The organism is Thauera sp. GDN1, assembly GCF_029223545.1.
Lineage (GTDB): Bacteria > Pseudomonadota > Gammaproteobacteria > Burkholderiales > Rhodocyclaceae > Thauera.
In genome coordinates this window covers 1,892,097-1,918,433 of sequence record NZ_CP097870.1, presented here as the reverse complement: position 1 = coordinate 1,918,433, position 26,337 = coordinate 1,892,097, and the positions used below count along the sequence as shown (strand labels likewise).

At 64.3% G+C, this 26,337-nt stretch carries 27 protein-coding genes; 18 read left to right on the top strand and 9 right to left on the bottom strand.

The features are described 5' to 3' along the window. The first annotated feature begins 32 nt into the window (after positions 1-32). Entirely contained in the window at positions 33-1,058 is a 1,026-nt protein-coding gene (locus CKCBHOJB_RS08730; protein ID WP_281051581.1) for an LLM class flavin-dependent oxidoreductase, read from the top strand. Positions 1,059-1,072: 14 nt separating this feature from the next. Here CKCBHOJB_RS08730 and CKCBHOJB_RS08725 read toward each other — a convergent pair whose 3' ends face one another. Further along, on the bottom strand, positions 1,073-1,882 hold the full coding sequence (locus CKCBHOJB_RS08725; RefSeq protein WP_281051580.1) for an ABC transporter substrate-binding protein: 810 nt from the start codon (positions 1,880-1,882) through the stop codon (positions 1,073-1,075). A 57-nt stretch (positions 1,883-1,939) separates the two neighbouring features. On the opposite strand from CKCBHOJB_RS08725, the gene CKCBHOJB_RS08720 reads away from it, so the two are divergent. Then, complete coding sequence (locus CKCBHOJB_RS08720; RefSeq protein ID WP_281051579.1) at positions 1,940-2,218, top strand: hypothetical protein; 279 nt, start codon at positions 1,940-1,942, stop codon at positions 2,216-2,218. 56 nt (positions 2,219-2,274) lie between these two features. On the opposite strand, the gene CKCBHOJB_RS08715 is transcribed toward CKCBHOJB_RS08720, so the two are convergent. Further along, positions 2,275-2,628: a response regulator gene (locus CKCBHOJB_RS08715; RefSeq protein WP_281051578.1), complete on the bottom strand. Its 354-nt coding sequence runs from the start codon at positions 2,626-2,628 to the stop codon at positions 2,275-2,277. Beyond that, on the bottom strand, positions 2,625-4,319 hold the full coding sequence (locus CKCBHOJB_RS08710; RefSeq protein ID WP_281051577.1) for a hybrid sensor histidine kinase/response regulator: 1,695 nt from the start codon (positions 4,317-4,319) through the stop codon (positions 2,625-2,627). Before CKCBHOJB_RS08710 ends, CKCBHOJB_RS08715 begins: the two co-directional genes overlap by 4 nt. 723 nt (positions 4,320-5,042) lie before the next feature. Between CKCBHOJB_RS08710 and CKCBHOJB_RS08705 the strand changes: the two genes are divergently transcribed. Next, the gene (locus CKCBHOJB_RS08705; protein ID WP_281051576.1) at positions 5,043-5,342 is read left to right on the top strand and encodes a hypothetical protein; all 300 of its coding nucleotides are present in this window, start codon (positions 5,043-5,045) and stop codon (positions 5,340-5,342) included. Positions 5,343-5,505: 163 nt separating this feature from the next. Here the strand turns inward: CKCBHOJB_RS08705 and CKCBHOJB_RS08700 are convergent, their stop codons facing one another. After that, positions 5,506-6,009, bottom strand: coding sequence for a response regulator (locus tag CKCBHOJB_RS08700; protein ID WP_281051575.1), 504 nt, complete (start codon positions 6,007-6,009; stop codon positions 5,506-5,508). Between the two features lie 147 nt (positions 6,010-6,156). On the opposite strand from CKCBHOJB_RS08700, the gene CKCBHOJB_RS08695 reads away from it, so the two are divergent. From CKCBHOJB_RS08695 to CKCBHOJB_RS08670, 6 genes are all read left to right on the top strand, one after another. Next, positions 6,157-6,537, top strand: coding sequence for a response regulator (locus CKCBHOJB_RS08695; protein WP_281051574.1), 381 nt, complete (start codon positions 6,157-6,159; stop codon positions 6,535-6,537). A gap of 15 nt (positions 6,538-6,552) precedes the next feature. Beyond that, entirely contained in the window at positions 6,553-7,770 is a 1,218-nt protein-coding gene (locus CKCBHOJB_RS08690; protein ID WP_281051573.1) for an ABC transporter substrate-binding protein, read from the top strand. 5 nt (positions 7,771-7,775) lie between these two features. After that, positions 7,776-11,087 carry a PAS domain S-box protein gene (locus CKCBHOJB_RS08685; RefSeq protein ID WP_281051572.1) on the top strand — a complete coding sequence of 1,104 codons (3,312 nt, stop codon included), beginning with the start codon at positions 7,776-7,778 and terminating at the stop codon, positions 11,085-11,087. 15 nt (positions 11,088-11,102) lie between these two features. Continuing rightward, positions 11,103-11,864: an HD domain-containing phosphohydrolase gene (locus CKCBHOJB_RS08680; RefSeq protein ID WP_281051571.1), complete on the top strand. Its 762-nt coding sequence runs from the start codon at positions 11,103-11,105 to the stop codon at positions 11,862-11,864. Between the two features lie 18 nt (positions 11,865-11,882). Next, positions 11,883-12,659, top strand: coding sequence for a response regulator (locus CKCBHOJB_RS08675; RefSeq protein WP_281051570.1), 777 nt, complete (start codon positions 11,883-11,885; stop codon positions 12,657-12,659). Between the two features lie 291 nt (positions 12,660-12,950). After that, positions 12,951-13,820, top strand: a complete 870-nt coding sequence (locus tag CKCBHOJB_RS08670) for a hypothetical protein (RefSeq protein ID WP_281051569.1) — start codon at positions 12,951-12,953, stop codon at positions 13,818-13,820. A gap of 50 nt (positions 13,821-13,870) precedes the next feature. On the opposite strand, the gene CKCBHOJB_RS08665 is transcribed toward CKCBHOJB_RS08670, so the two are convergent. Beyond that, a complete protein-coding gene (locus tag CKCBHOJB_RS08665; protein WP_281051568.1) occupies positions 13,871-14,707 on the bottom strand; it encodes a hypothetical protein in 837 nt (278 codons plus the stop codon). 195 nt (positions 14,708-14,902) lie between these two features. On the opposite strand from CKCBHOJB_RS08665, the gene CKCBHOJB_RS08660 reads away from it, so the two are divergent. From CKCBHOJB_RS08660 to CKCBHOJB_RS08650, 3 genes are all read left to right on the top strand, one after another. Then, positions 14,903-15,652 carry a response regulator gene (locus CKCBHOJB_RS08660; protein WP_281051567.1) on the top strand — a complete coding sequence of 250 codons (750 nt, stop codon included), beginning with the start codon at positions 14,903-14,905 and terminating at the stop codon, positions 15,650-15,652. 606 nt (positions 15,653-16,258) lie between these two features. Next, entirely contained in the window at positions 16,259-16,747 is a 489-nt protein-coding gene (locus CKCBHOJB_RS08655) for a hypothetical protein (RefSeq protein ID WP_281051566.1), read from the top strand. 37 nt (positions 16,748-16,784) lie between these two features. Beyond that, a complete protein-coding gene (locus tag CKCBHOJB_RS08650) occupies positions 16,785-17,018 on the top strand; it encodes a YdcH family protein (protein WP_281051565.1) in 234 nt (77 codons plus the stop codon). A gap of 10 nt (positions 17,019-17,028) precedes the next feature. Here CKCBHOJB_RS08650 and CKCBHOJB_RS08645 read toward each other — a convergent pair whose 3' ends face one another. Then, positions 17,029-17,385, bottom strand: coding sequence for an HU family DNA-binding protein (locus CKCBHOJB_RS08645; RefSeq protein ID WP_281051564.1), 357 nt, complete (start codon positions 17,383-17,385; stop codon positions 17,029-17,031). 250 nt (positions 17,386-17,635) lie between these two features. On the opposite strand from CKCBHOJB_RS08645, the gene CKCBHOJB_RS08640 reads away from it, so the two are divergent. The 5 genes from CKCBHOJB_RS08640 to CKCBHOJB_RS08620 all read left to right on the top strand — a co-directional run bounded on the left by CKCBHOJB_RS08640 (position 17,636) and on the right by CKCBHOJB_RS08620 (position 20,611). Next, the gene (locus CKCBHOJB_RS08640; RefSeq protein WP_281051563.1) at positions 17,636-18,004 is read left to right on the top strand and encodes a transposase; all 369 of its coding nucleotides are present in this window, start codon (positions 17,636-17,638) and stop codon (positions 18,002-18,004) included. Continuing rightward, on the top strand, positions 18,001-18,330 hold the full coding sequence (tnpB, locus tag CKCBHOJB_RS08635) for an IS66 family insertion sequence element accessory protein TnpB (RefSeq protein ID WP_281051562.1): 330 nt from the start codon (positions 18,001-18,003) through the stop codon (positions 18,328-18,330). The genes CKCBHOJB_RS08640 and tnpB overlap by 4 nt, the downstream gene beginning before the upstream one ends. 61 nt (positions 18,331-18,391) lie before the next feature. After that, positions 18,392-19,909 (top strand): IS66 family transposase, encoded by a 1,518-nt coding sequence (locus CKCBHOJB_RS08630; RefSeq protein WP_281051561.1) that lies wholly within the window; start codon positions 18,392-18,394, stop codon positions 19,907-19,909. Positions 19,910-19,935: 26 nt separating this feature from the next. Then, complete coding sequence (locus CKCBHOJB_RS08625) at positions 19,936-20,340, top strand: hypothetical protein (RefSeq protein ID WP_281051560.1); 405 nt, start codon at positions 19,936-19,938, stop codon at positions 20,338-20,340. Between the two features lie 37 nt (positions 20,341-20,377). Then, positions 20,378-20,611: a YdcH family protein gene (locus CKCBHOJB_RS08620; RefSeq protein ID WP_281051559.1), complete on the top strand. Its 234-nt coding sequence runs from the start codon at positions 20,378-20,380 to the stop codon at positions 20,609-20,611. Between the two features lie 10 nt (positions 20,612-20,621). On the opposite strand, the gene CKCBHOJB_RS08615 is transcribed toward CKCBHOJB_RS08620, so the two are convergent. Next, a complete protein-coding gene (locus tag CKCBHOJB_RS08615; RefSeq protein WP_281051558.1) occupies positions 20,622-20,972 on the bottom strand; it encodes an HU family DNA-binding protein in 351 nt (116 codons plus the stop codon). Positions 20,973-21,548: 576 nt separating this feature from the next. Here CKCBHOJB_RS08615 and CKCBHOJB_RS08610 point away from each other — a divergent pair. Then, positions 21,549-22,427 carry a transporter gene (locus CKCBHOJB_RS08610; RefSeq protein WP_281051557.1) on the top strand — a complete coding sequence of 293 codons (879 nt, stop codon included), beginning with the start codon at positions 21,549-21,551 and terminating at the stop codon, positions 22,425-22,427. A 41-nt stretch (positions 22,428-22,468) separates the two neighbouring features. Here the strand turns inward: CKCBHOJB_RS08610 and CKCBHOJB_RS08605 are convergent, their stop codons facing one another. Further along, a complete protein-coding gene (locus CKCBHOJB_RS08605) occupies positions 22,469-23,122 on the bottom strand; it encodes a hypothetical protein (RefSeq protein WP_281051556.1) in 654 nt (217 codons plus the stop codon). Positions 23,123-23,206: 84 nt separating this feature from the next. Next, positions 23,207-26,302: a hypothetical protein gene (locus CKCBHOJB_RS08600; protein WP_281051555.1), complete on the bottom strand. Its 3,096-nt coding sequence runs from the start codon at positions 26,300-26,302 to the stop codon at positions 23,207-23,209. Positions 26,303-26,337 lie beyond the last annotated feature (35 nt).

The window sequence follows — 26,337 nt, the reverse complement described above, 5'->3', positions numbered from 1 at the left end:
TAATGAAAGGCCGCGATTCTAGCAACAGGCCGATGTCCACTCCCTCCGTCCCGCTTTCCGTCCTCGATCTCGCCCCCATCACGCTCGGCAGCACCGCCGCCGACGCGCTGCGCAACACGCGCGAACTCGCCCAGCTCGCCGACCGCAACGGCTACACGCGCTACTGGCTGGCCGAGCACCACAACATGACAGGCATCGCCAGCGCCGCCACCGCGGTGGTCATCGCCCACATCGCCGGCGCGACCGAGCGCATCCGCGTCGGCGCGGGCGGCGTCATGCTGCCCAACCATGCCCCGCTGGTGATCGCCGAACAGTTCGGCACCCTCGAGTCGCTGTTCCCGGGGCGCATCGACCTCGGCCTCGGCCGCGCGCCCGGCACCGACCAGAACACCGCCCGCGCCCTGCGTCGCCGCCTCGCCGGCAGCGACGACAGCTTCCCGCAGGACGTGCTCGAGCTGCAGTCCTACTTCAAGCCCGTGCAGCCCGGCCAAGCGGTGCGCGCCGTGCCCGGCGCCGGGCTCGACGTGCCGATCTGGCTGCTCGGCTCCAGCCTCTACAGCGCGGAGCTCGCCGCCCACCTCGGCCTGCCCTTCGCCTTCGCCTCGCACTTCGCGCCGCGCTTCCTGCTCCGCGCGATCGAGCTCTACCGCAGCCGCTTCCAGCCCTCGGCGCAGCTCGAAAAGCCGTATGTGGCGGTAGCCGCCAACGCCATCGCCGCCGACACGGACGAGGCCGCGCACCACCTGATGCGCTCGCTGCGCCTGCGCTTCGCCGCCATGGCGCGCGGCGTGCGTGGCCAGCTGCCGCCGCCCGAAGCCTTCGTCGAGTCCGAATGGTCGCCCGCCGAACTCGCCTTCGCCGACGAGTCGCTGGCCTGCTCGGCCGTCGGCGCGCCGGACACCGTGCGCAGCCAGCTCGAAGGCCTGATCGCGCAGACCGGTGCCGACGAACTGATCCTCACGGCGCAGATCTTCGATCACGCGGCGCGGCTGAAGTCGTTCGAGCTCGTGGCGCAGGCGTGGGGGCTGGCGGGCAGCGGGACCGGCGCGGGCGGCTGACGTCCACAAGGCCCTCAGGAGGGCTGCCGCCCCGCCCAGCGTGCGACGATCTCCGCCAGCGCCGGCAGCCCCGCGCGGATCGCCACCGGCCCCGGTGCCAGGATCAGCGCCGACTTCACCTCGTGCAGCTCGCCGTCGCGCACCGCCGGAACGTTCTCCCAGCCTGCACGCGCGGCCACGCGCTCGGGGCGGAAGCGCTTGCCGCACCACGACCCCACGATGATGTCCGGCGCCCGCCGCGCCGCCTCCAGCGGATCGGCCAGGATGCGCTGCGCCGCGCCCGGATGGCGCGCACGCTCGGCGAAGACGTCCGCGCCGCCGGCGATCCCGATCAGCTCCGACACCCAGCCCACCGCGCTGATCGGCGGCTCGTCCCACTCCTCGAAATACACCCGCGGCCGCCGCGGCAACAGCGCCGCCCGCGCGCGTACCGCGTCCATCGTCGCCTCCAGCTCCGCCACCAGGGCCAGCGCGCGCGCCTCCGCCCCCACCAGCCGGCCGACGGTCCCGATCATCGCCAGGATGCCCTCGACGCTGCGCTGGTTGAACACATGCACGGCGACGCCCGCCTTGATCAGGTCGCGCGCCACATCCGCCTGCATGTCCGAGAAGCCCAGCACCAGGTCCGGCTCGACCGCGAGGATCTTCTCCAGGTCGCCGCTGGAGAAGGCGAACACCTTCGGCTTCTCCTTGCGCGCACGCGGCGGGATCACGGTGTAACCGCTGATGCCGACGATGCGGCCCTCCTCGCCCAGGGCGTAGAGGACCTCGACGGTCTCGGTGGTCAGGCAGACGATGCGGGAAGGGAGGCGGCGTGTAGTCATAGACGGATTATCCCCCATCCCCGCCGGCCCGCCTCCTGTGCGACCCGCCCAGCCCCCGTGGGAGCGGCGGAAGCCGCGAACCCCGGCCCTGAAACGAGGGCGACGTGTTCGGCAGCAGCGGTCGACGAAGCAGAAGAAGGCGCAGTCGAGACTGGCCGCCTGACGGCCGCCGCCGTGCTCGGCGCGCGAGGCTACGCCCTGCGCACCGAGCACGGCAACCCGGAATCAACCGATTACCTGATCAACTCCTTTGCACAACTTGACGCAGACAAATACGTGACCCGGCGTAACGAAAGCGTTTCATCTGCGAACCAGATTCTGAACCACCGTCACTGAAGCAGAGGCAGCGCACAACCGATAAGTAAGGACCCACCTGCCGGTTGGCGGCGTCCTCACTCGATCCCGAGGGCCTTGAAGGCGGCTTTGCGGGTAACGGGCTTGATGAGCACCGCATCGAACCCGGCCTCTTGAAACCCGCTCACAAGCTCGGGTTGAAGGTAGGCGGTGTAGGCGACGATCCGCATGTCGGCGTGTTCCGGCTGCTCGCGCAACTGCCGGCATACCTCTGTACCCGACAATCCCGGCATGCTCAGGTCCAGCAACATGGCGTCGTACCGACCGCCGCCGAGGCGCTCGAGTGCCTCGTACCCGCTACAGCACTCCACGGCCTCGTGACCTGCGTTTCTCAACCATGTGATCGGGAGCAGCCGGTTGACCGGATTGTCGTCGACCACCAGTACTTTCATGATTTTGGACCTCCCCGATTGTGCGGCAAGCAGAAGCGGAAAATGCTTCCTTCCCCCGGTGCGGAGCGGACGGTGACGGCCCCCCCCATCAGCGCTGCAAGCTCTCGACAGAGCGCGAGACCGAGCCCCGCGCCACCCTGCTGACGGGTCTCGAACGTATCGCCCTGACGGAAACGCTCGAAGATCTCCTCATGGAACTTCGGATCGATCCCGCACCCGCTGTCACTGACCTCGAACACGCAGTCCTCGCCCTCGAGGCGCGCCTCAACACCGACTCGACCACGGTCGGTAAACTTGAGTGCGTTGTGCACCAGGTTATTCAGTACCTGCACCACGCGCACCCGGTCGCAATGCAGGGTCACGTCGTCCTGCGCCGAGTACGCCAGGGCCAGATTCTTGCTCCGTGCGACGGGCAAATACGTGTTGCAGGCCTCCTCGACCACCGCGCGCAGATCGACATCCTCGAGCCGTAGGCGCATCTCGCCCGCGTCCACCCGCGCCATGTCCAGGATCGTATTCAGCAGCGCAAGCAGATGCTGGCTGCTATCAAAGATCACCTGCGCGTAGCCGCGATTTTCTTCGCTTTCGAGCGTCTCGCTCAGCAACTCCGCGTAGCCGATCACGCCGTTCAGGGGCGTACGAAGTTCGTGCGACACCGCAGCCAGAAACTCGGACTTGAGGCGATTTGCCGACTCGGCGCGTACTTTCAAGGTACGCAGGCGGGTAGAGATGGCACGTTGCCGCTGAACTAGACCGATCGCGAGCGCGCAGAAAGCCAGGATCACGACAGTCATGCCAGCGGCAAAGCCGAAATAGCCCCGGCGCCGAGACCGGTACTCGGCAAACGCCTCGCTTCGCTCTATGCCGACCGTCACCACCAGCGGCAAGTCGCGCACGCGACGGTAGCTCATCGAGCGCTGCACCCCATCAACTGGGCTCGTCGTTTGGTAGTGCCCAGTAGGAGCGTGAACCAACTCACGAAATAGCGTGGAGCCGGAAATATCCTGACCGATCGCCATCGAGTCGCCAGCACGGCGTGCCCGAACGACCCCGTCCAAGCCAAGCAACGTTATCGCACCCTGTGTCCCGACGTCGACATCGTTATAGAAACTCGTGAAATAGAACGGATCGATCGAGATCACCGCCACGCCGTCAAAGCTTCCATCAGGACGATTTATTCGCCGCGTCAATTGGATCGACCACTTGCCACTCGCCCGCCCGAGCACGGGCTTGCTGACGAACAAAGCCCCCGAATCAGACGCCTTGTGGAAGCTGAAGTGCTCCCGGTCGCTCAGATCCACCAGCGAGACATCAGGCAGGTTCGAGAGATGGTAGATCCCATCCGCGTTGATCACGCCAATCTGGTTGAACAGGGCGCTGTCGATCATGCCGTGGTCGACGGCTGAAGCGATGTCGAGCCGGTCACCAATCCCTTCATACTGGAACTTCAAGAACCGCAGCGCCTGATCGACGCCGGCGATCGTACGGATGGTGTGCTCTTCGAAGACGCGGGCGAGACTCATGGTGCGCTGCTCGATTGCCGCCTCCTCCGCAGCCGCTTCCCACGTCAGTTTGACGATCACGGCTGTCCATAAGGCGCCAATCAGCAGCAGGGCCGCCACTACGATCAACCAGGCCGAGCCACCGCCACCCGCGCAGGAGGTCTCGTCACCGTCGGCCGAATCGGGCACGGACACAGCGCTCCGGCGTCGCTCCTCAGCCCCGTCACGCGCGCGCGCGCCGAACCCGCGACGACTCATAAACCTCTCGATCAGCAATGGAAGGGACATTCTAAGGGCCGTCTAGATACGCTGATGGATGATTCGCAACATCGGCGAACGCCGGCATTCCATACATCGAAAGCGACTACATCCGCTTGTATGGCTCGCACCATTATGTAATCTTTACGTCTAGCACAGCAAGTATTCCCCACCGATGGTAGCGGGCCGGGCACCGCGTGCCCGAAAGTGCGAGATCATGCCTTTCAGACGACTCTTTGGCTGCACTCTCCTTGGCGCATCGCTGGCGATCGTTCATGCCACTGACGGACTATCAGGGCATGAAGCGGCACATTTCATCGCATGGTTACTGGTGGTCCCCTTTCTCGACACCGTGGCCACGGCTTACCAGAGTCGGCCACGAGACGCCCGCCAAAAGCGCGCACCGAACCAAGACCTGCGCGGCCTCCTTCTGGCTTGCGGGTACAGCCCTGCGCAAGGCAGCTGGATCAGGACGGCTATCTGCGTTCAATGTGCGCTTGCCGGGCTGGCGCTTTGGTATGCACGGGCGCCGGGCTGGGTATCCGTAGTCGGACTAACTCTTCTGAGCGGCCTTTATCTATTCTGGTTCACTCGGCGTCAACAAGCTCTCGAACAAGCATCGACACCGGACTGGGCCGGAAAAGGACCAAATAGATGCAACCCTACATTTCCGCAGGAAAAGTGATCATCGACGGCGAGCGCGAAGAGGCCCTGCGCGTGTTGGCTCCCAAGATGCAGCTCCCGCCGCCACCGCAGCGGACCCTCGAGACGATGCTGGTGTGGTTCGATACCGCCATCGCTCAGCTCGACCCCCTGGACGAAGACCATGCCCTGCGCTACATCGGCCTGGCGCTCGAAAAGCACCTCCTGCGCCTTGTCGAGGCGGGGCTCACCCCCTGCGACGGCGGCGGCATGAGCACGCCAGCGCCGTGCGACGCGACAGGGAAGCAATGATCGTCGTCACCACCACGGGGAGCGGGCGGAAAGTTCGCGCCTCTGCTGCGCCGCGCCGCATCATGTTTCTGAAGAATGGCGTGATGCAGACCTGGTGGCGTGAGTTCGAGCAGCCCAGGCCATCCAGGTCTGCCCCCGTCCGTGTCCAGGCCCCGACACCGGCTCAACGATCATGACTACAAATCGGCCAGAAGGCCGGCACACGTCTCGCCGGGCGCAGGCGCCAAGCGTCGAAAGCGTCCACCAGACCCAGAATCTGCGTTGGGGTGAACGGCTTGACCACATAGCCATCGGCGCCGAGCGCTCGCGCACGCATGATCGTTCGCGGATCATCATCGGCGGTCAACATGACCACCACGGGCAACGGGTCTTGGCTGTCAGTCTTGATTCTTGCGCACAGGTCCAGGCCCTGCTGTGCGCCCGGCAGCCCATTGTCGAGCAGCAAAAGATCGGGCACATCGCCGACGATAAGATCGAGCGCCTGCTCGACATCCTCGGCAAAGCGGACTCGGCAGCCCGTCTCCGCAAGGATCAAGCGGAGCAGCTCGCGAATCTCAGTGGCATCGTCGACGACGATAACCGAGAGCGGGCCTACCGAGGCGTCTTCGCCAGAGTAGCCCCCTTCCCCGTTTGCCGGCTGGCTGCTGAAGATGGTTACACAAGCCATATTTACCTCAACTGAGCTCAGCAAAACGCTAGAATAGTTACCATCGTCCGGTAGGCGCCTCGGCGCAGCCGGTCATAAAGCCTGACACACGGCGATGTGTAATTTTACTTTGAACCCCTTGATATCGGCAGCCGCCACCACGCGATCATGAAGAAGATCATTCTCGTCGTCGAGGACCAGCCTGAGATTCGCCAGCTGATCTGCATGACCATGGACTACGACGGCTTCGAGGTACACGAAGCCGACAATGGCGAGACCGGCCTCAAGATGGTCAACGCCCTGCGCCCGAGCGTCATTCTGCTGGACGTCATGATGCCCGGCCAACTCGACGGCCTTCAGGTTTGCGAGCGAGTGCGTGCCGACCCCGAGCTCGCACACACGCCTATCGTCATGCTTACCGCACGCGGCCAGCGATCCGACATCGAAGCCGGTCAGCGCGCCGGCTGCACCTCGTACCTCACCAAGCCTTTCAGCCCGCTGCAGTTGATCGAGACGGTCGAACGCCTGACTGGCTCGAGCCTGAACTGACCGACTTTGCCGCTCATGCACCCCGCGTCCCCCAGCCGCCGTCGCTTTCTCACGGCGGGCAGTGCCGGCCTTGTAGCACTGACCGTTCCATCGCATGTCTTCGGCAGCGCCCCTCCTGTCCTGGTCGGGCTCGATGCCGAGTTCTTCGACCGTACCAGCACGTCCGACGAGGCCGTGCAGCTCGGTGCGCAAACCGCCATCGACGATATCAACGCCATGGGCGGCGTTCTGGGTGGGCGCCCGCTCCAGCTCATCACCACCGACAACCGCAGCTTACCGGCGAGAGGCGTCGCCAACGTAGAGCAACTCGGCAACCTGCCTGACATGACGGCTTACCTGGGCGGCAAGTTCTCGCCGGTTGTTCTCGAGCAGTTGGCGCACATCCACGCCGTGCGCCTGCCCTTGCTCGCCCCGTGGTCGGCCGCAGACGCCATCGTCGACAACCAATACCGGCCCAACTATGCCTTTCGGGTTGGTCTCCGCGACAGCATCGCCATGGAGGCCTTGCTCGAGGCAATCGCCGCCCGCGGTCTGCAAAGGATGGGCCTCATTGCCCCGTCCTCCGCCTGGGGGCGCAGTTGCCAGTTCTTCATCGAGCGCCATCTGATCCACCGAACAGATCGATCGCTCGAGCTTGCCGGCGTCGAATGGCATCGCTGGGGCAGCGACCGACTGATCGACGAAGGCTACCGCGCCCTCGTACAAAAGGGTGCCGAAGCGATCGTGCTGGTAGCCAACGAACCCGAAGGCGCCACCCTGGTAAAGGCGGTGGCACAGCTCTCGGACGCGAACCGCCGCCCGATCTTCAGTCACTGGGGCATCACCGGCGGCCGCTTCACCGAGCTCTGCGGCCCCGCCCTGCAGGAGGTCGATCTGGAGGTTGCGCAGTCTTTCAGCTTTGCCCGCGTGAAGAGCCCCGAAGGCGTACGCCTCGCCCAGCGCGCCACGGAGCATTTCGGGGTCGATGATCCGCTCAAAGTGCCGTCGGCAACCGGCATCGGCCCCGCCTACGACCTTGTCCGCCTCCTCGGGCTCGCCATCGAGCAAGCCCGGAGCACCACGCGGGCTGCCATCCACGAAGCGCTGGAGCACCTGCCCCCTTACTCGGGGGTCGTGGGACATTTCGCCCCCGCCTTTACCCCCTTGCGCCACGAAGCACTCCGCGCTCGGGACGTGCTGATCTGTCGCTTCGATGCCGACGGCCGGCTCGTCCCGCGGAACATAGGGGGGTAATCGAGTTGTCCTTCAGCCTCTTGATCCAGTCAGAACGATGGAAACGTGCGGGCCTGGCGTCTCGAATCACCGTGCTGTCCTTGCTGCTCACGGTAAGCGTGATGCTGCCCATCCTCGGCATGTCTTACGCCGCGCTGCATTCCCTGCTGGCCGGCAAGATCGAAGCGGATCTATATGCCTCGGCCACGACGACTCGGCTCGGGTTCGAGGCGCGGCTCGCCGCCGCCGTCGACAAGATCACGTCGGCCTCCCGACAGACGATCTTCAGCAACGCCTTGGCCGATTCTGCCGAGCGCAAGCAATACATCCTTCCGATCCTGCGCGAGCTCTGCGACACCATTCCCTTCGTCGACACACTGGCCCTTGCAGATTTTCGTGGACGTCCATTGGAACGAGGGTGCAGGGACGTACGGGCGTGGACCAACGAACAGACCGATTCGATGCAAAGGTCGATCGACGACGGCAGGAGAATCATCACCGTAGTCGGCCCCGAGACCGCGCTGCGCATGAACCTGGCGGCGCCCATCGTCTATCTGCCCACGGCAAGTTTCGAAGGTGGCCTGACCGCAGAGCTCGACCTGGAGGCGATGTTCCGGAGCGTCGCCAAGGGTATCGACAGCCCATACGCGTTTCGCCTGCGCCACCTTGCTGCCAACGAATCCGGACAGGCCTCCACCCTTTACGACGCGCTCAGTCATGTCGAACCTCTGTCCATGATCGATGGCGACGTACTTCCCCTTGCAGTCGAAGTCTCGATCGACCGCCAGCTTGCCTATCGCCCCCTCTACTGGCTACTGATCGGGTTCTTGGCGATGGGGGCGGGCGTCCTCGCGCTTGTCGCCTGGCAAAGCCGACGGCTGGCGCGCATCATCGCGGAACCGCTTGCCGAGCTCGAACGCACCGCTGCCCGGGTTGCAACAGGCGATCTGGAGGCGATCCCGGTGCCGAGCGCCCCCGATGATGGCGACAGCTTCCAGGTGCTTACCACTTCGGTGCATCGCATGATCGCAGCGCTTCGTGACACCCAGCAGCGCCTCACCGCCACAGTCGAATTGCGGACTACCGAGGCAGAGCACGCAGAACAGGAACGCGTTCTCAAGGAACACGCGCTCGCCTCGACCGACAGCGGCATCCTCATCCTGAGGTGGAACGGCAACCGCCAGTACGTGCATTATGCCAACCCCGCCTTCCTGAGCATCACAGGACTCACGTCAAGCCAGGCGCAGGGCGCTCCCTGGCCCTGCAGTGTCTTTCCCGACAGTGTCGGCGGCTTGATAGAGGCTGGCACCGCGGGTAGCGAGCCGATCTCGTTCACCCACCGTCGAGTCGACGGAAAGTCCGTATATATCGAGCTTTCCGTCTCGCGCGTTGCCGAAGACGCCAGTCTGCCGCATCTGCACACCATCGTCGTGGTGAATGACGTCACCCGACGCGTGCACACCCTGCGCGCCCACAAGGCTCGCCTGGAGAGCCTGCGCGAAATTGTGTTCGAGCTCGATTGCGACCTGCGCTACGTGTTCCTCAATCGGTCGTGGGAGCGCATCACTGGCCATCCGGTCGAGACTACGCTGCGACAGGACCTGCGTACCTCCATCCACGTCGACGATCTGCTTCAACACCAGCCGCAGCTCGTGGCGCTGAGCCACGGAACCCTACAGGCATACGAAGCCGAGATACGCATTCACTGCCTTGACGGCAGCATCCGCTGGCTCTGGATCGACATAGCCACGATGCGGGACGACACCGGGCAGGTCACCGGCTACAGCGGCACCATGACGGACGTCACCGAACGACACGACGCAAATGTTGCGATCGCCCTGCGCGACCGGGCCCTGCAGTCCGTCACCAACGGGATCGTGATCACCGACCTGGAACAGCAGGACAACCCGATCATCTATGTCAACCCTGCCTTCGAGAGAATCACGGGCTACGCCAGCGACGACGTGATCGGCAAGAATTGCCGGCTGCTCTCGAAACACGACCGGGACCAACCCGAGGTGTCGATGTTGCGCAACGCCGTCGCTGCGCGAAAGCCCTGCACTGTCACCCTGCGTAACTGCCGCAAGGATGGCACCGAGTTCTGGAGCCAGATCTCGATCTCGCCGCTGATCAACCCGCTGACCGGCGCGGCGACGCACTTCGTGGGCGTACAGACCGACATCACCGAACGCAAGCGCAGTGATGACCTGCTGCTCGAATGGCTGTCCCGACTCGACGCGGTATTCACACTCGGCCCCGACCCGGTCGTCTGCTTCGACGACCAAGGCAGGCTCAGTTACGCCAACGTCGCAGCCGAACGCGTCTTCTCGACGACCATGGGGACACTGACCGGCATGAGCCTCGCCGACTTTGGCGCGCACTTGACAGGCATGCTGGACCGCACATGCGGGAGCCTCCGGCTGCCGCATGTGCTCCCGCAGGAAGACCAAGCGCCCAGCATGTCGGACGACGACGCCCAGGACTGCCTGATCCACCTCGCGCATCCCAAACCATGCACCCTGCACCAGACTTATCGCTACTGCGGAGCAAGCTCGTCCTCGCTGGTACTTTATTACCGCAACGTCACGCGAGAAATTGAACTCGACCGCATGAAGAGCGAGTTCCTGTCCACCGCAGCACACGAGCTGCGTACGCCCATGGCGAGCATCATGGGCTTCTCCGAACTGTTGATGTTGCGCAAGTACGACGAAGACAAGACGCGTGAACTGCTCGGCACGATCAATCGCCAGGCCCAACGCCTCACCAACCTGCTGACCGATCTGCTCGACCTCGCCCGTATCGAAGCGCGCCGCGCCGAAGGCTTCCACTTCGAGACCCTGCCCCTGCAGCAGGCGATCGACGAGGCTGTCCACGCATTCTTGGTGCCAGACGACACGCACCGGCTCGTGCTCGATCTGCCCGCTTCGCTGCCGCCCCTCCGCATGGATCGCGCCAAGATCCAGCAAGCCATGCTCAACCTGCTCTCGAACGCGTGCAAATTCTCACCGGATGGAGGCGACGTGGAAGTGACGGTACGTGCCGAACATCCGGAGGGCCTTGCCTTCATCGGAATTTCGGTCCGCGACCACGGAATCGGCATGGACGCCACGGAGTGCAGCCGAGCCTTCGAGCGCTTTTACCGCAGCGATCGCTCGGGGCATATTCCCGGCACCGGCCTCGGACTGGCGCTCGTGCACGAAATCATGAGGATCCACGGCGGTACCGTCACCCTCGAAAGCCAAGTCAATAGCGGCACCTGCGTCACCCTCTGGTTTCCGCTCGACCGTGCCACGGACGAGCGGACACGCTCTGAAACCACCGTCCCTCAGATACCCTAGCAGGCCCGAAGCCCCATGGACATCACTACGCCCACTGCCTCCAGCGATCTAGACCAGCGTCAGCTGCTCCGTTTCGTTCAGGACATGCACCAGTTGCGCCGCCAGCGCGAAGAAGCCTACGACCGCCTGAAACACGCCCATCAAATCACCCTCTCCAAGCTCGCGCTAGCTGCCGAGTACAAGGACGGCGACACCGGTACGCACATCGATCGCATCGGCATCCTCTCGGGCGAGCTCGCTCGGGTACTGGGCCAGCCTCCCGAATGGTGCGACCTGATCATCCAAGCCGCCCCGATGCACGACATCGGCAAGATCGGGGTACCCGACAGCATCCTCAAGAAACCGGGTTCGCTCACGTCGACCGAACGCCAGATCATGGAAACGCACCCGCTCATCGGTGCCCAGATCCTGGGCAACACCGATGTCCCCGTCTTGAAGATGGCAGCGGACATCGCGCTTGGGCACCACGAGCACTGGGACGGCGGCGGCTATCCGCGCAAGCTCGAAGGCGAGGCGATTCCCCTGTCCGCGCGCATCGTGGCGGCAGTCGACTTCATCGATGCCCTCATGATGGACCGCTGCTACCGCAAAGCGCTCAGCGAGGACGAGACGCTTGCCATGCTCAAGGTTCGCCGCGGCACCCATCTCGACCCCGAAATCGTCGACGCCGCAATCGCGGGCTTTCCGCGTCTCGTGGCGCTCCGGAAAATGATCGACGAGCGCAAGGTATCGGCGCGTGCCCTCGGCATGGGCACTTCCGATGTCGTCTCCCACTGAGCCGAAGGTCACGGCATCATGCAGGATCAACCCACTGACAGCACTCAGCCGCAGGCGCTCGTCGTCGAAGACGATCCCCTCTACGCGACTCTTTACCGCGAAATCCTGGTCTCGATGGTCCCCGGCATCGAGGTCATGGTCGCTGAGAATGGTTACCTTGCGCTGCTCCATCTCGCGCAACACCGTCCGGGCGTCGTCATCCTAGATCTGCACATGCCCGGTTTCGATGGCTTCGAGTTTCTCGACATCGTCAAGCGCAAGCGTACCTTGGTCGACGTCCCCGTCATCGTGGTGAGTTCGGCGACCGACACCGCGACGAAGCGGCTGCATGATCTGCCCTCGGTCCACGTCTTCGCCAAGCCCTTGCGCCCAGCGCTTCTGCAAAAGCTCGTCCGCCAGGTCCTGCCTTCAGCCGCTTCCGCAACGCCGCCTCGCCACATCCCGTCTGCCTTCGACGCCAGCCAGTTCGAGGCCTTCGTCGGTCCAGACTGGCATCTTCAACGCCAGATCGCACGCCAATTTTACGAGCTCGCTCCAGATCGCATCGCCAAACTCGAGCAGGACGCCCACAGGCTCGACTACGAAGCCCTGCTCGGCTGGTGCCACACGCTGACCGGCACGGCCGCCATGATCGGCGCCAACGCGCTCGGCGACTGCGTCGAGCGTCTCCACCATGCGGTCGAATGCCGCGATCCTGCTGCGATTCGGACCGAAGCGGACCTTGTCATCCGCGAGCTGCGCCATGTGGCTGTCGTATTCGATCACGACTTCGCCCTCGACGATGCTGACTCGTGACCTTACCTGACGGCCGACTGCTGGCCCGGCCCGTCGGCAGGACCGTGTCGTAATTCATTGGAAATTATTAGAAAACTTGACCTGCGTCCGCCAGCAATGCCAGACTCCTTACCAATCCATCAGGCATTCATCGGGACAATGATCGAACCATGGACAAAGCCGCGTTCAAGAAGGGCCGTTACCCCGCTGCGCATGGGGAAAAGGCATGCACGCCCCGATCGCGAGCCGGTGCGCGACGCGCCTGATCCACTTGCATCTTCCGATATCCGTACAACGGTAAAGCGACGGGAGATGCTCGCACGTTACATTGCAGAAGCCGGCCTCGACGTCGAACGGCTCGCCGTCCGCCTCATGCTCGCCCCGGCCCGCATCGAAGAACTGATCTCGGGCCGTTCGCCGATCGGGAACGAGTTGGCCACCCACATCGAGGAAATGCTGCGATTACCCGCCTCCTGGCTGGACCAAGGCGGTCCCCTCGTCATTGGAGATTCCACCATGACCCATCACTTGGACGACACGGCAGTGGCCACGGCCAATGCACAGGCCCACACACACACTCAGGCAACCGACCGTACGCAGGTCATGGAGAATCGACGCCTCAACCTGGTCATGCTCACCAGCGAGCGCGGCACCAAGAACCGGCTTGCGCAACTGGCTGGCACCTCGGGCAGCCGCATCAGCCTGATGACCTCCGCGCGCAAGCCGGTTTCCGACCCGTTCGCCTACGCCATCGAAGACGGCCTCGGTCTCCCGCGTGGCTGGCTGGACCAGCTTCATGTCGAGAACGAGGTACCACCCGCGGCCTGGCAAAGTCTGCGCGCGGCGGATGGCGCCGCGCCCGAGCATGCGCCGCGGGCCGCGCCACGTGCTGCGCCCGCCCCTCGCCCCGCGCGCCGCACGGCGGTCGCACCTGCAGCCAGCCAGAGCACGACAGTCGAGCCCGTCGGTACGGTGGCTACCTCCGGCCCCGTGCCCTGCACCGCGCACGCAAGCGAGGGCGGCGCAACCGGCCTGTTCGACAAGACGCCCGGAAGCTGCGGCCCCATTGCGGAAGCGCTCTCCAAGACCATCCGCTACCTGTCCGCGACGGACAAGCTGTCCGAGGCGAGGGCCTTCCAGCTGCTGGGCGTCCTGATCGCCAAAGCCGAGCGCCCGAACTGAATGAAGACCCCGTGCTCGGCTAACGGCGCCGAGCGCTCGCTCGCACCGCTTCAGAACAGCAAGAAGTGCTCGTCGTCGACGCTGTCGAACAAGCGCGCCGACGACCAGCCCCCGTCGCGCGACAGTGATAGTTCATACAAGTCCCTGATCGCGTTGGTGCGCGAGGCCAGATCGAAGGTCCTGGACACGACGATCAGGCTGAGTGCGCCCTCCGGCCTGATTTCCACGTCGTCGATCAACACCGCATCGCCCACCTCGAGTTCGCTGCGCTCGCCGGCGGTCAGCATGAACAGCGTCGGCGCATACACGCAGCTCAGCGCACCGACCAGGCGCCCGCGCACCCCGTAGTTGCTCAGCAGCCGCGCCATCGGAACGCGATGCAACTCGAGGATTGCACCATCGACCATCTCAGTCTGGCCGACGCGCTCGCCCTCGCGGAAAACATGCACGTATTGCAGCCACGCATGATCGGGATCGTTCGAACGGATGCTGCGGAACAGCCCGTGTGGCGGCGGTGTGAGATCGTGCCAGAGCAGCTCCACGCAGCACGCTGAAACATCCGCCACGAACCAGCGCTCGAAGCCGCCGCCGTTGCACAGGTCGAGCATCGCCAGCCGCGCCAGCAGCAGATCACGGCCTATCCAGCGCTGCTCAATGACCTGCTCCACGCTGTGGCGCCCCTCGCCGACAGCGACTGCAAGGGCTGGCAGCCCGGCCGCAGGCTCCCCCCCGTTCAGGCCGAACACCAGCCCACCATTCACCAGCGCTGGAATAGGCAGCGACCGGCACGGATCTGCCCCGTCGGGCCGCAAGCGCTCGCCCGCAGGCAACATCCGCGTGAGCCGAACGGGTCGTACCCCCGTGGCATCGACAAAGCCGATCTTCATGGCAATGGACCCTGGTGAAATAGGCGACCGAACGTGTGCGCACTGCAGACGCGTTCCGGGATAACATCGCCTTGTGCGACCGTGATTGATAACGTAACGTTACCTTAAAATCTAAGTTTACACACAACACCCCGACCTGGCCACAATCGCACCGGCCTGCGCTGCCTGCGCCCGATCCCCCACGGAGCCTGTCCGATGATTCTCCATCCATCCATCCTCGTGATCGAGGACGATCCGCTCTATCGCACGCTGTACAAGGGGAGGATCGGGCAGATCGTGCCCTACGCCCTGCTGCGCATCGCAAGCGACGGGGAGGAGGCGCTCGCGGCGCTCGCTGACGGCCGCCCCGAGCTCCTCATCCTCGACCTGCACGTGCCCGGCATCGACGGCAAGCGCCTGCTCGAACTCATCAGATCCGACCACGCCAATGACGGGATGGTGGTCCTCGTCATCAGCGCGTTCGACGAGGACCTGAGCGAGATCGGCCGCCATGCGTACCCGGACGTCTTCGCATTCGACAAACCGATGCGGGCCGACGAGTTCGAGCTCGCGCTGCGCCAGTGCATGGATCAGTTGAACGCCCTGCGCTACTCCCCCGCTCAACCGGCGGATTCGCCGGTCGATCACAGCCACATGCGCCTCTACATCGGCGACGACCTGCGACTGCACCGCGCGTTCGCCACTCAATTCCTGGACAACACCAAGGGCTGGACCGACGCGCTGCGCCAGCACCTCGAGGCCGGCGACCATGTCGCGCTCGGCGAGTGCGCACGCAATATCTGGGCCGCCGCGGCCACCATCGGCGCCCACGACGCAGCCAGGCTCGCGCACCGCCTCGAATTCGCCACCCGGGATCGCAATCGCGACCTGACCCAACGCCTGGCCGCGGAGCTCAACGGCGCGCTGGACAGCTACTGTGCCGCGCTCGCGGGCGCACTCATCTGAGCGAGCGCAACGCACGGAGCTCGAGCGCACAAAAAACCCGCTACGACTTGCGCCGTAGCGGGTAAAGCACCTCAAGTGTCAGTATGCAGTGGCGTGCCGATACTCACCAGAAGAGGAGCCTCCAAATTCATAATTACCCTACCTATTAAATTAATTACCGTCAAGCTGAGGGCCTTGGCTTCTACCCGTGCTGACGCCCGCCAGTCCGCCACTACGGCATATCGAGCATCCGCCCAACGCTCCGCAACAGCCTTCGGGTCTCGTCACTTACCCCTTTCACTCCGCCGTGGAGTTTGAGCCGATGGGCTATCGCCCTGGCGACCTGGGGCGACTCCACGCCGAGGCCGTGCGCCAGGACGAAGACGAGTTCCTCCAAGGCGTCAAGTCTTTCCAGAACCAGTCCGCACTCACAATCAGCACACATTCACGCTCCTTGCCGTCCGACGATCGCGCGCGAACCCTGCATTGAGCTCGCGGCATATGGAGAAGAAACCTACGCGCGCTAGTCAGGCACGTAGATTATCCAATTGGCGTTTTTTGTAATTGACGCGTAATCTTTGCATTCGACATTGCTGCCCTGAATCGCCACTCTCCCGGAGGCGGATAATGAACGTAGAGAAGCCTACCGAGCGCAACCGCCTTGCAACGTTTCCGTCTACAACGGCGGCACGCCAGAACCACAGTGTCCTGCTCAAGCGCAGCCGCCAGGTACGTTATGAATCGATCGGACGCGCAACCGGCCACGACAAGAGCTGGGTATCACGCTTCCTGTCCGGGTCGGCACTGATCTCCTTCCCGGAGCTTCTTGCCTGGCTGGATCTGTGCGATCTGCATCTGATATCCCCTGAGGGCGCGCACGAGTCCGGCGCAAGCCCGGAAGAGTGGGTCGAACGCCTCCAGCTGGCGATCGAAGCGCTCGACGTGATCCGCCTGGAGCTGGGTACCAAATCGCACGCCGAACACGAGCTCATCCTTGCGCTTATCGAGTTCGCCCGGATCGGACTTACGTCTCTGCTCGAACGACACACCCAGGCGGCTTACGACGTGGGGAGAGATGGCAGCGAGGAGCTTACCGCTCCCGATTCCGGGAAATAGGGTAAACTCTTACCTACTACTCACCGGAGGCGTCGCCATGTTCCCCGAATATCGTGAACTCATCACCAAACTGAAGACCACGGACCGCCACTTCCTGCAGCTCTTCGATCGTCACAACGAACTCGACCAACGCATCAAGAACTTCGAGTTGCATCTCGAGCACCGCACGCACGAAGAAATCGAGACCCTGAAAAAAGAAAAGCTGCACCTCAAGGACCAACTCTACGCAGTCCTTCAAGGTGCAGCAGCGCAGTCGCGCACAAGCGCCTGAACGCGTCCGTTCAATCAGGCGGGGCTGCGGCCGGCGTCGCACCCGGCTGTGTCCCCGCTCCCACTTTCCGCCAGTTCGAAGCGACAACGCTCGAAACCGCCCCATCACGCAGCCGCTTTCCGGGTTTGAACCGCACCACATAACGCGCTGGAACACTTACAGCCTCGCCAGTCCTCGGATTGCGTCCGAGCTTGCCGCCCAGACGGCGGACACGCAATGAGGCAAAGTCCCGCACCTCAATGCGACTTCCCTGCGCAAGCTGATTCATCATCGCCTTGAGGATGGTCGACACAGACGCCTCGACTTCCCTCCGCGTCAAAGCGGGAGAGCGTTCGATGAGCCGGTCGACGAGATCACTTTTTTTCATGAAGCACCCCCTGGTGAAATGAACACACCCGAACACCGCAGGTGTCGGAGAAGTTGCGTAATCAAACGAAAAGCGTGGATCCAACCCAGAAGCGGGGGGCACTATCCAAACGGCGGATGATCGTCGCCACACTCGGCTCGCGAACGAATAGGCACTTACGCCCCAGTGCGGTAAGCATCCGGCGAACCCACCTTCCCCCAGCCGCTTAGGCCATTGAAGATCGTGTCCATCAAAGTCGATGGCGGACACTATGGATGTGGTTATCCCGCGCCGAGGCCGGCGTACGCACAGCGAAGCCTTCAAGCGGTCGGTGGTCTCGGCGTGTTGTGAGCCAGGCGTCTCGGTGGCTGGGATTGCCTTGGCCAACGGCCTGAACGCCAATCAGGTCCATCGCTGGATGCGCGAGCGCGGCATCGAGCCGCCGAGCCGGCGCAAGGCTGACAGCGCAGCGCTCACCGCGACGGCTGAGCGGGGCTTTGTCCCGGTGCAGTTCGCCTCCGCAGTCGAGGCGCTGGTGATCCGCCTCGAGGCGCAGCGTGGCAACGGCCGCGTCAAGCTCGAGTGGCCGATCCAGGCGGCCGATGCCTGTGGCGCGTGGTTGCGCGAGTGGCTGGCATGATCCGCATCGAGGCGCTGTGGCTGTCGGTGGCGCCTTTGGACATGCGCGCAGGCATGGACACGTTGCTCGCGCAGGTGGTGCGCGTGTTCGGCGAGGCGCAGCCCCATCACGCCTATCTCTTCAGCAACCGGCGCGGCTCCCGCTTGAAGGTGCTGGTCCATGACGGCTTCGGGGTGTGGCTCGCATGCCGGCGCCTGAACCAGGGCCGGTTTCACTGGACCGAGGGCCAGGACGGTGTCGCACTCACCCGAGCGCAGTTCGACGCGCTGGTGCTCGGGCTGCCATGGCAGCGGCTGGGCGACGGCGGTGTGATCCGGACACTCTGAACACGCGCTATCGGCGGATGCCCCGATGGTGGCGGATGCGTGCAGCGGACATGATCGATTCATGCCGCTGCCCGCCGACCTCGATCAACTGGATGCCGACGCCTTGCGTCGCCTGCTCATCGAGCAGGAGCGCGAACTCGTATGGCGCCAGACCAAGATCGAGCGGCTCACGCATGAGCTGGCGCTGCACAAGCGTCATCGCTTCGGCGTGAAGGCCGAGCGCCTGTCCACCGAGCAGGTGCAGCTCTTCGAGGAGACCGCCGAGGCCGATCTTGCGGCGATGAGCGAAGAGCTCGAGCAATTGCAACCGGATACCAGCAAGAGCCAGCAGCCCAAGGGGCAGGCCCGGCGCAAGCCGTTGCCGCCCGAGCTGCCGCGCACCGAGATCCGTCACGAACCTGACTCGACCACCAGTGCCTGCGGCTGCCCGATGCGCCGCATCGGCGAGGACGTGGCCGAGAAGCTCGACTACACCCCGGGCCGCTTCACCGTCGAGCGCCACATCCGGGGCAAGTGGGCGTGCGCTGCGTGCGAAACCCTCGTGCAGGCGCCGGTGCCGGCGCACATCATCGACAAGGGCATCCCGACCGCCGGGCTGCTCGCCCAGGTGCTGGTGGCCAAGTATCAGGACCATCTGCCGCTCTACCGCCAGGAGGGCATCTTCGGTCGGGCCGGGTTGGCGATCCCGCAATCGACGCTGGCCCAGTGGGTCGGTCAGAGTGGCGTGCACCTGCAGCCGCTAGTCGATGCGCTCAAGGCCGACCTGCTGGCGCACCCCGTGCTGCACGCGGACGAGACTCCGGTGGCGATGCTGGACCCCGGAGCGGGCAAGACGCACCGCGCCTACCTGTGGTCCTACAGCGTCGGCGCGTTCGATCCGATCAAGGCGGTGGTCTACGACTTCGCCGACAGCCGCGCGGGCCGTCATGCCCAGGCGTTTCTGGGCGACTGGCGCGGTACGCTGATCTGCGACGACTACGCCGGGTACAAGGCGCTGATCGCCCAAGGGGTGACCGAAGCCGGCTGCATGGCGCACGCGCGGCGCAAGTTCTTCGATCTCGCTGCCCAGGGCCAGAGCCAGATCGCCGGCGAGGCGCTCGAGGCCATTGCCCAGCTCTACGGTGTCGAACGCGAAGCGGCTGAACTCGACATCGACGCCCGGCAGCGCTTGCGGGAAGCGAAAGCCCGCCCCATCCTCGAACGCCTGCATGCATGGCTGCTCGCGCGCCGCACCCAGGTCCCCAACGGCTCGGGCATCGCCCGCGCCATCGACTACAGCCTCAAGCGCTGGGCCGCGCTCACGCACTACGTGGGCGACGGTCGCGTACCCATCGACAACAACTGGATCGAGAACCAGATTCGGCCGATTGCGCTCGGGCGCAAGAACTGGCTGTTCGCGGGGAGCCTGCGGGCGGGCCAGCGGGCCGCTGCGATCATGAGCCTGATCCAGTCCGCGCGGCTCAACGGCCACGAACCATTTGCGTACCTGAAGGATGTGCTCGAACGCCTGCCGACGCAGCCCTACGGCAGGATTGGGGAGTTGCTGCCGCATCGCTGGCAGCCGGTCGCCTGCGCCTGAGCGAAACGGCAAGACGGGTTCGCCGGGTGCTTACCAAGCACAGCCAGCTGGTGCGGTACGAAAGCATTGGGCTCGCGACCGGACACGACAAAAGCTGGGGGTCCCGTTTCCTCTCCGGAACGGCCCTCGCCTCAATGCCCGAGCTTCTTGCCTGGCTGGATCAGTGCGATCTGCGGTTCGTAAGCCCTGAGGGCGAGGAAGATGTGCTGGGGGTGACCGATCAGGAGCGCATCGAGCGGCTTCAATCGGCGATCAACGCACTCGAGCTGACGCGCGGCGAACTGCGCACTGCGGCGAATATCAACCGCGAATTCATCCTCGCGCTAATCGAGATCGCGCGTGTTGGACTGGATGCATTGTTCGAGAAACACCTTACTCAGCCCGACAATTCGCACGACGACGACACGACCGCACGCTCCCTTGATGAATGATGTAACCTTACATAACTTTTCTCAGGAGGCACTCCCCATGTTCCCCGAGTACAGAGATCTCATCACTGAGCTCAAGCGCGCCGACCGCCACTTCCTTCAGCTCTTCGACCGCCACAACGAGCTCGACCAGCGCATCAAGAACTACGAAACGCACCTTGAGCACCGCACACACGAAGAGATCGAGACCCTGAAAAAAGAAAAGCTGCACCTGAAAGACCAGCTCCATGCCGTCCTTCAGCGTGCAGCGGCGCAGTCACGTACGAGCGCTTGAAGATATCTGCTCAAGCAGGCGGGGCTGAGTTCGGCCCCGCTCCCATCGACACGCCCAATCCCGGCCAGCTCGGCACCGCAACCTTCGAGATCGCGCCGGCTCGAAGCCGCTTGCCGGGTTTAAAGCGCACCACGTAGCGCGCAGGCACAACAACGGGCTCGCCCGTCCTGGGGTTGCGCGCGAGCTTGCTGTCCAGCCTACGGACACTCAAGGCAGCGAAGTCGCGCACCTCAAAACGCCGCCCCTGCGCAAGCTGGGTTGTCATGGCCTTGAGTATGGCCGACACGGACGCCTCCACCTCGCGTCGCGTCAAAACGGGCAATCGCTTGATCAGTTGGTCAATCAGATCACTCTTGTTCACTCACTAGCTCCGCGGAACTCAATACAGCTGCATGGCGCTGGCACCGTACAGCTGATAGCAGCCTGCCAATCGAAAGGACACGCTAACTTGACAATGATGAACCACGACCAGCCCGTGCCGCCTGAAGAGGACTTCCAACCAATCGGCCTGAGGCAGTTCCTCGAGCACCTGTGTCCAGCCATGCATCAGCTCGACCAGCCTGACGCACCGACTAAGAGAAGCGACCGGCAGAGCTGTCCGTTGCAGGAGATCCCTCCACCCGGCGCTGAGTGAGCCACGCCCTACTTGCCCAGCGACGCCGACGCGTTACGTGACGCCGGTAGGGCCTTTTGTCTTCGCGAAGAAGTCCGCCCAGTACGCAGTCTCATTACCGCCGACCAATCCCGCCACAGCGAGCGTGATAGTCCAGGCTTGCAGCAACCTTACCCGTTGCCGTCACAGGCTTACGGCGCAGACAGCGGTTTTCAACGGTAACGTGTATGCTCCTGTTCAAACGCCGTTCGGGGGCGACGGCGCCTTAGCACCAGCAATTCAGCGCTTGCGCGTGCGCAACCTTACCCTATTGACGAATCCATCATGACACTTCTGCGTTGTTATGGCCGCGCGGTTGGTGCGACTGTGCTCGCGGTATTCAGCGCCGTGGCGAGCGCCATCGACCTCACGCCAGGCGAGTTGGCGGCACCGCGTCCCGGTCTGAACATCATGCAGATTTCGTACCAGCTAAACACCCGTGGCGCACTTTATGCCGACGGTGAAAAAGTGGACGACAAGACCGAGCTTGCTTACCGCTACCTCCAGCTGCGCGTAGGCCGCACCTTCGCCCTGCGCGACACGCCCGGCATCTTTTATGTCGAGCAGCCGATCGGTTCGGTCCAGCCGGGTGGGCGCCTTGCGCCGCTCAAGGCCAGCGAAGGGCTGGCCGACACCACGCTGCTGCTCGCGTTGTGGCCCTATACGGACCGCGAGCGCGACCGCCATCTTGCCGTTGGCGGCTATCTCATTCTTCCCACTGGGCGCTACCGGCACGACCAGCGCATCAACCTGGGCAGCAACCGGTTCGGAGCTGCGCTGCAGTTGGGCTACCACATGGCACTGAGTCCGACGCTGTCGTGGTCTTCCGCATGGGACATGGTCGCGTTCGGGCCAAACGACGCCTACGGTCCGCTCAAGCGACGGCTCAAACAAGACCCCCTGTACACAGTGCAAACGGGTCTGCGGTATCAACTCAACAGCCGCTACGCGGTGGCGGCAAACCTCATCCACTCCGAGGGCGGGCGCACTAGCGTGGATCAGGTTCCGCGCCGCAACCGCATCAACGTGGATCGGTATCTACTCACCGCCAGTGCAGACACGGCGACCGGCCGCGTTTCGCTGCAATACGGACGCGACCTCCGCACCCGCAACGGCTTTCTGGAAGAGCAGCGCTTGCTGCTGAGGTACACAGTGCTCTTCTGAATCGCGCCCCGCGCGCGCAAGCGCCTACCAGTAACCTAGGCTTACCACCGCAGCGCCGTTGGGGGATCGGTGGACCTGTCGAGCGCTGCCGCACCCGCATCGCCCAGCGCTCCGCCATTATTCCCATTCCCGCCACCCGCCGCGCGGCGTTGGCGATCAAGCGCGGCCTGCCATTCGCCCTGAGTCGGTGTGTCGATCTGGAAGGCCTGCAGCATCCACACGCCGTCCACCCGGCGATAACCCAAATTGAAATGCACCACCCGCGGCTGCATCGGAAACACCCCGTTCAACAGCAGCGTGCCCTCTTCGTTGATCGTCGGCTGGCGCAGGAATTGCGGCTCGATCTGCGCAACGCCGGACATATCCAGGCCATTGCGCCGGAAGCCCGAGAACGCCTCGCTCAGCTTCTGCGGCGTCACACTCAGCTGCATCTGCGGCGTCAGGTGCTCGTGCAACTCTTCGTAATGATTAGTCTTGTTGTTACGGTTGAGCTTGCGCAGCGTCGTACGCACGATCGCGGTGAGCTCGCCGGCAGCCGGGATCGGCTGGGTGGCTCTTTTCGCAGCCTTAGCCGGTGGAGAGGATTGCGAAAGCGCAGACACGGGCACCGAAGACGCCATGATAAAGATGAGCGCGGCGAGGGCTGCAGGTGTTTTCAAATATCTGATCATGTCGGCTGTCAGCATCGAGCGCATTGCCGATGCCCTTATGAACGTTGTGACGGATTCTGCCGCGAGACAACTCGGGTGGCCCCGCCGCAGCGTGACCACCCTCACCGCTTACTTCACCGCGCGGTAAGACACCGAGGCCGCCGCACCGGTCGCCGCAACCGAGGCGTTGGTCCCGGCCGACAGGCTCGCCACCTGGATGCTGCCGGTGTTCGACACCGCGCCGCCGTAGTTGCTCGCGGACTGCGTCACGGCACCGATCGTGGTCCTGCCCAGCGTGCCGGAGTCGGCGATGCTGCTCACCGAGAACGACGCCGCCGCACCGGTCGCGCTGACCGAAGCCGAAGCGCCCAGCCCATCCAGCGATGCGACCGTGATGGTGCCGCTGTTGGTGATGTTGCCCACGATGCTGCCATCGGCCCTGCCGTTCGACGCGGTCTGGGTGACATCGTCGAATTGCGCACCCGGGTTCGTGCCAGCATCACCCGCCAGGCTGGAGTACGAGGTCGAGGCCACCGCACCGGAAGCACCGACAGACACGGAGGAGCCGATCGCGTAAAGGCTGTCCGCCTGGATCGAGCCGGTGTTGCTTACAGTCGTCAGGTTCGTATCGGCATTGCTCGCCGTCTGCGTGATCGCGCCGAAGCCGACCGGCGTTGCTGCCGAGGGCGATCCGCTCTCGGTCCAGGAGCTGCCCACCAGGCTGGCGCTGACCGAAGCCACCGCGCCCGTCGAGCTGATCGACGCCGAAGTGCCCGCACCCGACAAGGCCCCGGCCACGATGCTGTTGGCGCCCGTGTTGCTGACGTTGCCGTTGTTCGCAGAGGTCTGCGTGATCGCACCGCTCGTCGAGCCGGTGACCGCAACGTCATAGGCGCTGATACCGAACGAGGACACCGCACCGCTCGCGCTGATCGACGCCGACGCGCCAGTGCCGCTGAAGGCGTAGTCGGTCGTATCCGGGCTCGCGTCGATGCTGCCCGTGTTGGAGATCACCGCGGTGTTGGTCGCCGACTGCGTGGTCGCGCCGTAAGTGGGTAGCACCACTGAATCGCCATCACCCACAGCGCTTGTCGCCACCGACGCCACCGCACCGGTCGCGCCCACCGACACCGAGCTCGCCAGGCCGCTGAGCGCGCTCGGGTTGCTCTCCGCACCGTCGCCGCCAAGCGTGACTTGGCCAATGTTGGTCACCGCGGCACCATTGGTCACCGTCTGGCCCGTGGCGCCAAAGCTCAAGGTGCCGAGGCTGGAGTTGACAACGCTGGTGCTCACTGAGGCCACTGCGCCGGTCGCGCTCACCGAAGCGGAGGTGCCGGTACCGCTCAGGGCGCCGAGCGTGATGGTGTTGGCGGCGTCATCGGTCTTGTTCGCCACGGCGCCGGTGTTGCTGACGTCCTGCGTCACGGAAGCGACACTGGTGCCACCGCCGGTGATCGAGGTATCGATACCCGACACGGAAACCGAGCCCACCGCACCGGTGGCACTGATCGAGACCGAAGCACCCATGCCGCTCAAAAGGGCCGGCAATATCTCGGTCTCGCCGCTCGTTCCTCCGATATTGTCGTACCCCTCACCTTCGGCATAGGGCTGCGCCAGCTCTTCACCCCTTTGGCTGTAGGCAATCGTGGATGTCCCCTGCAACTCGATCGTGCCCGAGTTTGAAACGGAGCCGCTGTTTGAGACGATACCTTGCGTGACGTCGCCGATCTGCGGCACCACCAGGCTGTCCAGTCCCACACCAATACCACTGACACCCACCGAGGCGACCGCGCCGGAGGCGCCGATGCTCGCCGAGGCACCGTCGCCGCTGATGTCACCGAGTGTCAACGCGCCCTCGTTGCCGACGCTCCCCGTGTTGCTCGCTGCCTGGCCGACGGTGCCGACGGTGCTGCCGGTGAAGGTGCCGACATCGATGGACGACATGCTCATCGAGGCAACCGCGCCGGTCGCACTCACCGACGCGGAAGCGCCGCTACCGCTCAAGGCGGACGACATGGTCGTCTGCGTCCAGTAGTTGATCGTGGTTGCACCCGTCTCGCTAGCCACGTCCTCCCGTGCCCCTGTCACCGCAGTCGAGATCGTCCCGTCGTTCGACACCGCTACGTCGTTGGTCGAGCTCTGCGAGACGGCGCTGATGGCAGGCGAGCTCATCGCCGTGCTGCCAATGCCGCCGACCGAGACCGAGGATACGGCGCCAGTCGCGCTGACCGCAGCCGAGCTGCCTGCGCCCGAGATCGCCCCGCTGAGGTTGAGCGTGCCATCGTTACTCACGCTGCCACCTGCAAGGTTGCTGGTGGTCTGGCCCACCGGGCCGATACTGCCACCCGACATGTCGATGTTGCCCCCCGACACGCCCACCGAGGCCACCGCACCACTGGCGCTCACCGAGGTGGCTGCACCTGCACCCGACAGCGTGCCGATCGAGACCGTGCCCACGTTGGTGATTGCGCCGCTGTTGCTGACGGCGTCGAACGAGTCCCCTTGAGTGATGGCACCGATTGCCGGCGGGGTCATCGTCTGGGTGCCGGTGCCGACCCCCGAAACGGACACCGAAGCCACCGCACCCGTGGCGCTGACAGATGCCGACCCACCCGTGCCTACGCTGCCCGTGCCGGTGATGTCACCGTAGTTGGAAACCGCGCCAGCGTTGCTCACCTCGCTCGCATCCGCTACGACGTCGGCGTCCTGCGCGATGCTGGTGACCGAAAAGGTGTCGAAGCTCTGGTCTGTGTTGGTGGAGTCGGCCACACCCGACACCGACACCGAGGCGACCGCACCGACCGCGCTGTTGCTCACCGAGGCGCCTGCGCCGATGTTGCCACTGCCCAGGGTGATCGACGTCGGCGTAGCACTGCCACCGTTGCCCACGACGCCCGTGTTGATGGACGACTGCTTGACGTCGTTGAAACCCAATGTGACGGTTTCGGAGCCGAACGAGGGCACTGGCAGTTCGGTGTTGAAGGCGCTGACCCCCAAAGAGGCTACGGCGCCGCTTGCACCGGTGGATACCGACGAGGTCAGGCCGAGGTTGCCAGTAACGGTCACCGATGAGGAGCCACTCTCGAGGTTGCTCACTTGCGCGTCGTTGACGGCGCGCTGGGTCACATTACCGTCCTCCGGCAACGGATCTGCCAGCGCACCGGAGCTCAGTACGGCTATCACGGCCATCGCCACTGGCGTGCGCATAAGACAAGACTTTTTCATGATTGCTCTCCAGGGATCTGCTTTCGTAAGGTTGC

Excerpts from the sequence above, each read along its gene's own strand:
- CKCBHOJB_RS08650 (WP_281051565.1), top strand. The coding sequence starts at position 16,785 with ATGTTCCCCGAATATCGTGAACTCATCACCAAACTGAAGACCACGGAC.
- CKCBHOJB_RS08695 (WP_281051574.1), top strand. The coding sequence starts at position 6,157 with ATGAAGAAGATCATTCTCGTCGTCGAGGACCAGCCTGAGATTCGCCAG.
- CKCBHOJB_RS08675 (WP_281051570.1), top strand. The coding sequence starts at position 11,883 with ATGCAGGATCAACCCACTGACAGCACTCAGCCGCAGGCGCTCGTCGTC.
- CKCBHOJB_RS08645 (WP_281051564.1), bottom strand. The coding sequence starts at position 17,385 with ATGAAAAAAAGTGATCTCGTCGACCGGCTCATCGAACGCTCTCCCGCT.
- CKCBHOJB_RS08640 (WP_281051563.1), top strand. The coding sequence starts at position 17,636 with ATGGATGTGGTTATCCCGCGCCGAGGCCGGCGTACGCACAGCGAAGCC.
- CKCBHOJB_RS08680 (WP_281051571.1), top strand. The coding sequence starts at position 11,103 with ATGGACATCACTACGCCCACTGCCTCCAGCGATCTAGACCAGCGTCAG.
- CKCBHOJB_RS08700 (WP_281051575.1), bottom strand. The coding sequence starts at position 6,009 with ATGGCTTGTGTAACCATCTTCAGCAGCCAGCCGGCAAACGGGGAAGGG.
- CKCBHOJB_RS08655 (WP_281051566.1), top strand. The coding sequence starts at position 16,259 with ATGAACGTAGAGAAGCCTACCGAGCGCAACCGCCTTGCAACGTTTCCG.
- CKCBHOJB_RS08630 (WP_281051561.1), top strand. The coding sequence starts at position 18,392 with ATGCCGCTGCCCGCCGACCTCGATCAACTGGATGCCGACGCCTTGCGT.
- CKCBHOJB_RS08600 (WP_281051555.1), bottom strand. The coding sequence starts at position 26,302 with ATGAAAAAGTCTTGTCTTATGCGCACGCCAGTGGCGATGGCCGTGATA.
- CKCBHOJB_RS08690 (WP_281051573.1), top strand. The coding sequence starts at position 6,553 with ATGCACCCCGCGTCCCCCAGCCGCCGTCGCTTTCTCACGGCGGGCAGT.
- CKCBHOJB_RS08730 (WP_281051581.1), top strand. The coding sequence starts at position 33 with ATGTCCACTCCCTCCGTCCCGCTTTCCGTCCTCGATCTCGCCCCCATC.
- CKCBHOJB_RS08705 (WP_281051576.1), top strand. The coding sequence starts at position 5,043 with ATGCAACCCTACATTTCCGCAGGAAAAGTGATCATCGACGGCGAGCGC.
- CKCBHOJB_RS08610 (WP_281051557.1), top strand. The coding sequence starts at position 21,549 with ATGACACTTCTGCGTTGTTATGGCCGCGCGGTTGGTGCGACTGTGCTC.
- tnpB (WP_281051562.1), top strand. The coding sequence starts at position 18,001 with ATGATCCGCATCGAGGCGCTGTGGCTGTCGGTGGCGCCTTTGGACATG.
- CKCBHOJB_RS08660 (WP_281051567.1), top strand. The coding sequence starts at position 14,903 with ATGATTCTCCATCCATCCATCCTCGTGATCGAGGACGATCCGCTCTAT.
- CKCBHOJB_RS08725 (WP_281051580.1), bottom strand. The coding sequence starts at position 1,882 with ATGACTACACGCCGCCTCCCTTCCCGCATCGTCTGCCTGACCACCGAG.
- CKCBHOJB_RS08665 (WP_281051568.1), bottom strand. The coding sequence starts at position 14,707 with ATGAAGATCGGCTTTGTCGATGCCACGGGGGTACGACCCGTTCGGCTC.
- CKCBHOJB_RS08620 (WP_281051559.1), top strand. The coding sequence starts at position 20,378 with ATGTTCCCCGAGTACAGAGATCTCATCACTGAGCTCAAGCGCGCCGAC.
- CKCBHOJB_RS08715 (WP_281051578.1), bottom strand. The coding sequence starts at position 2,628 with ATGAAAGTACTGGTGGTCGACGACAATCCGGTCAACCGGCTGCTCCCG.
- CKCBHOJB_RS08670 (WP_281051569.1), top strand. The coding sequence starts at position 12,951 with ATGCTCGCACGTTACATTGCAGAAGCCGGCCTCGACGTCGAACGGCTC.
- CKCBHOJB_RS08605 (WP_281051556.1), bottom strand. The coding sequence starts at position 23,122 with ATGCGCTCGATGCTGACAGCCGACATGATCAGATATTTGAAAACACCT.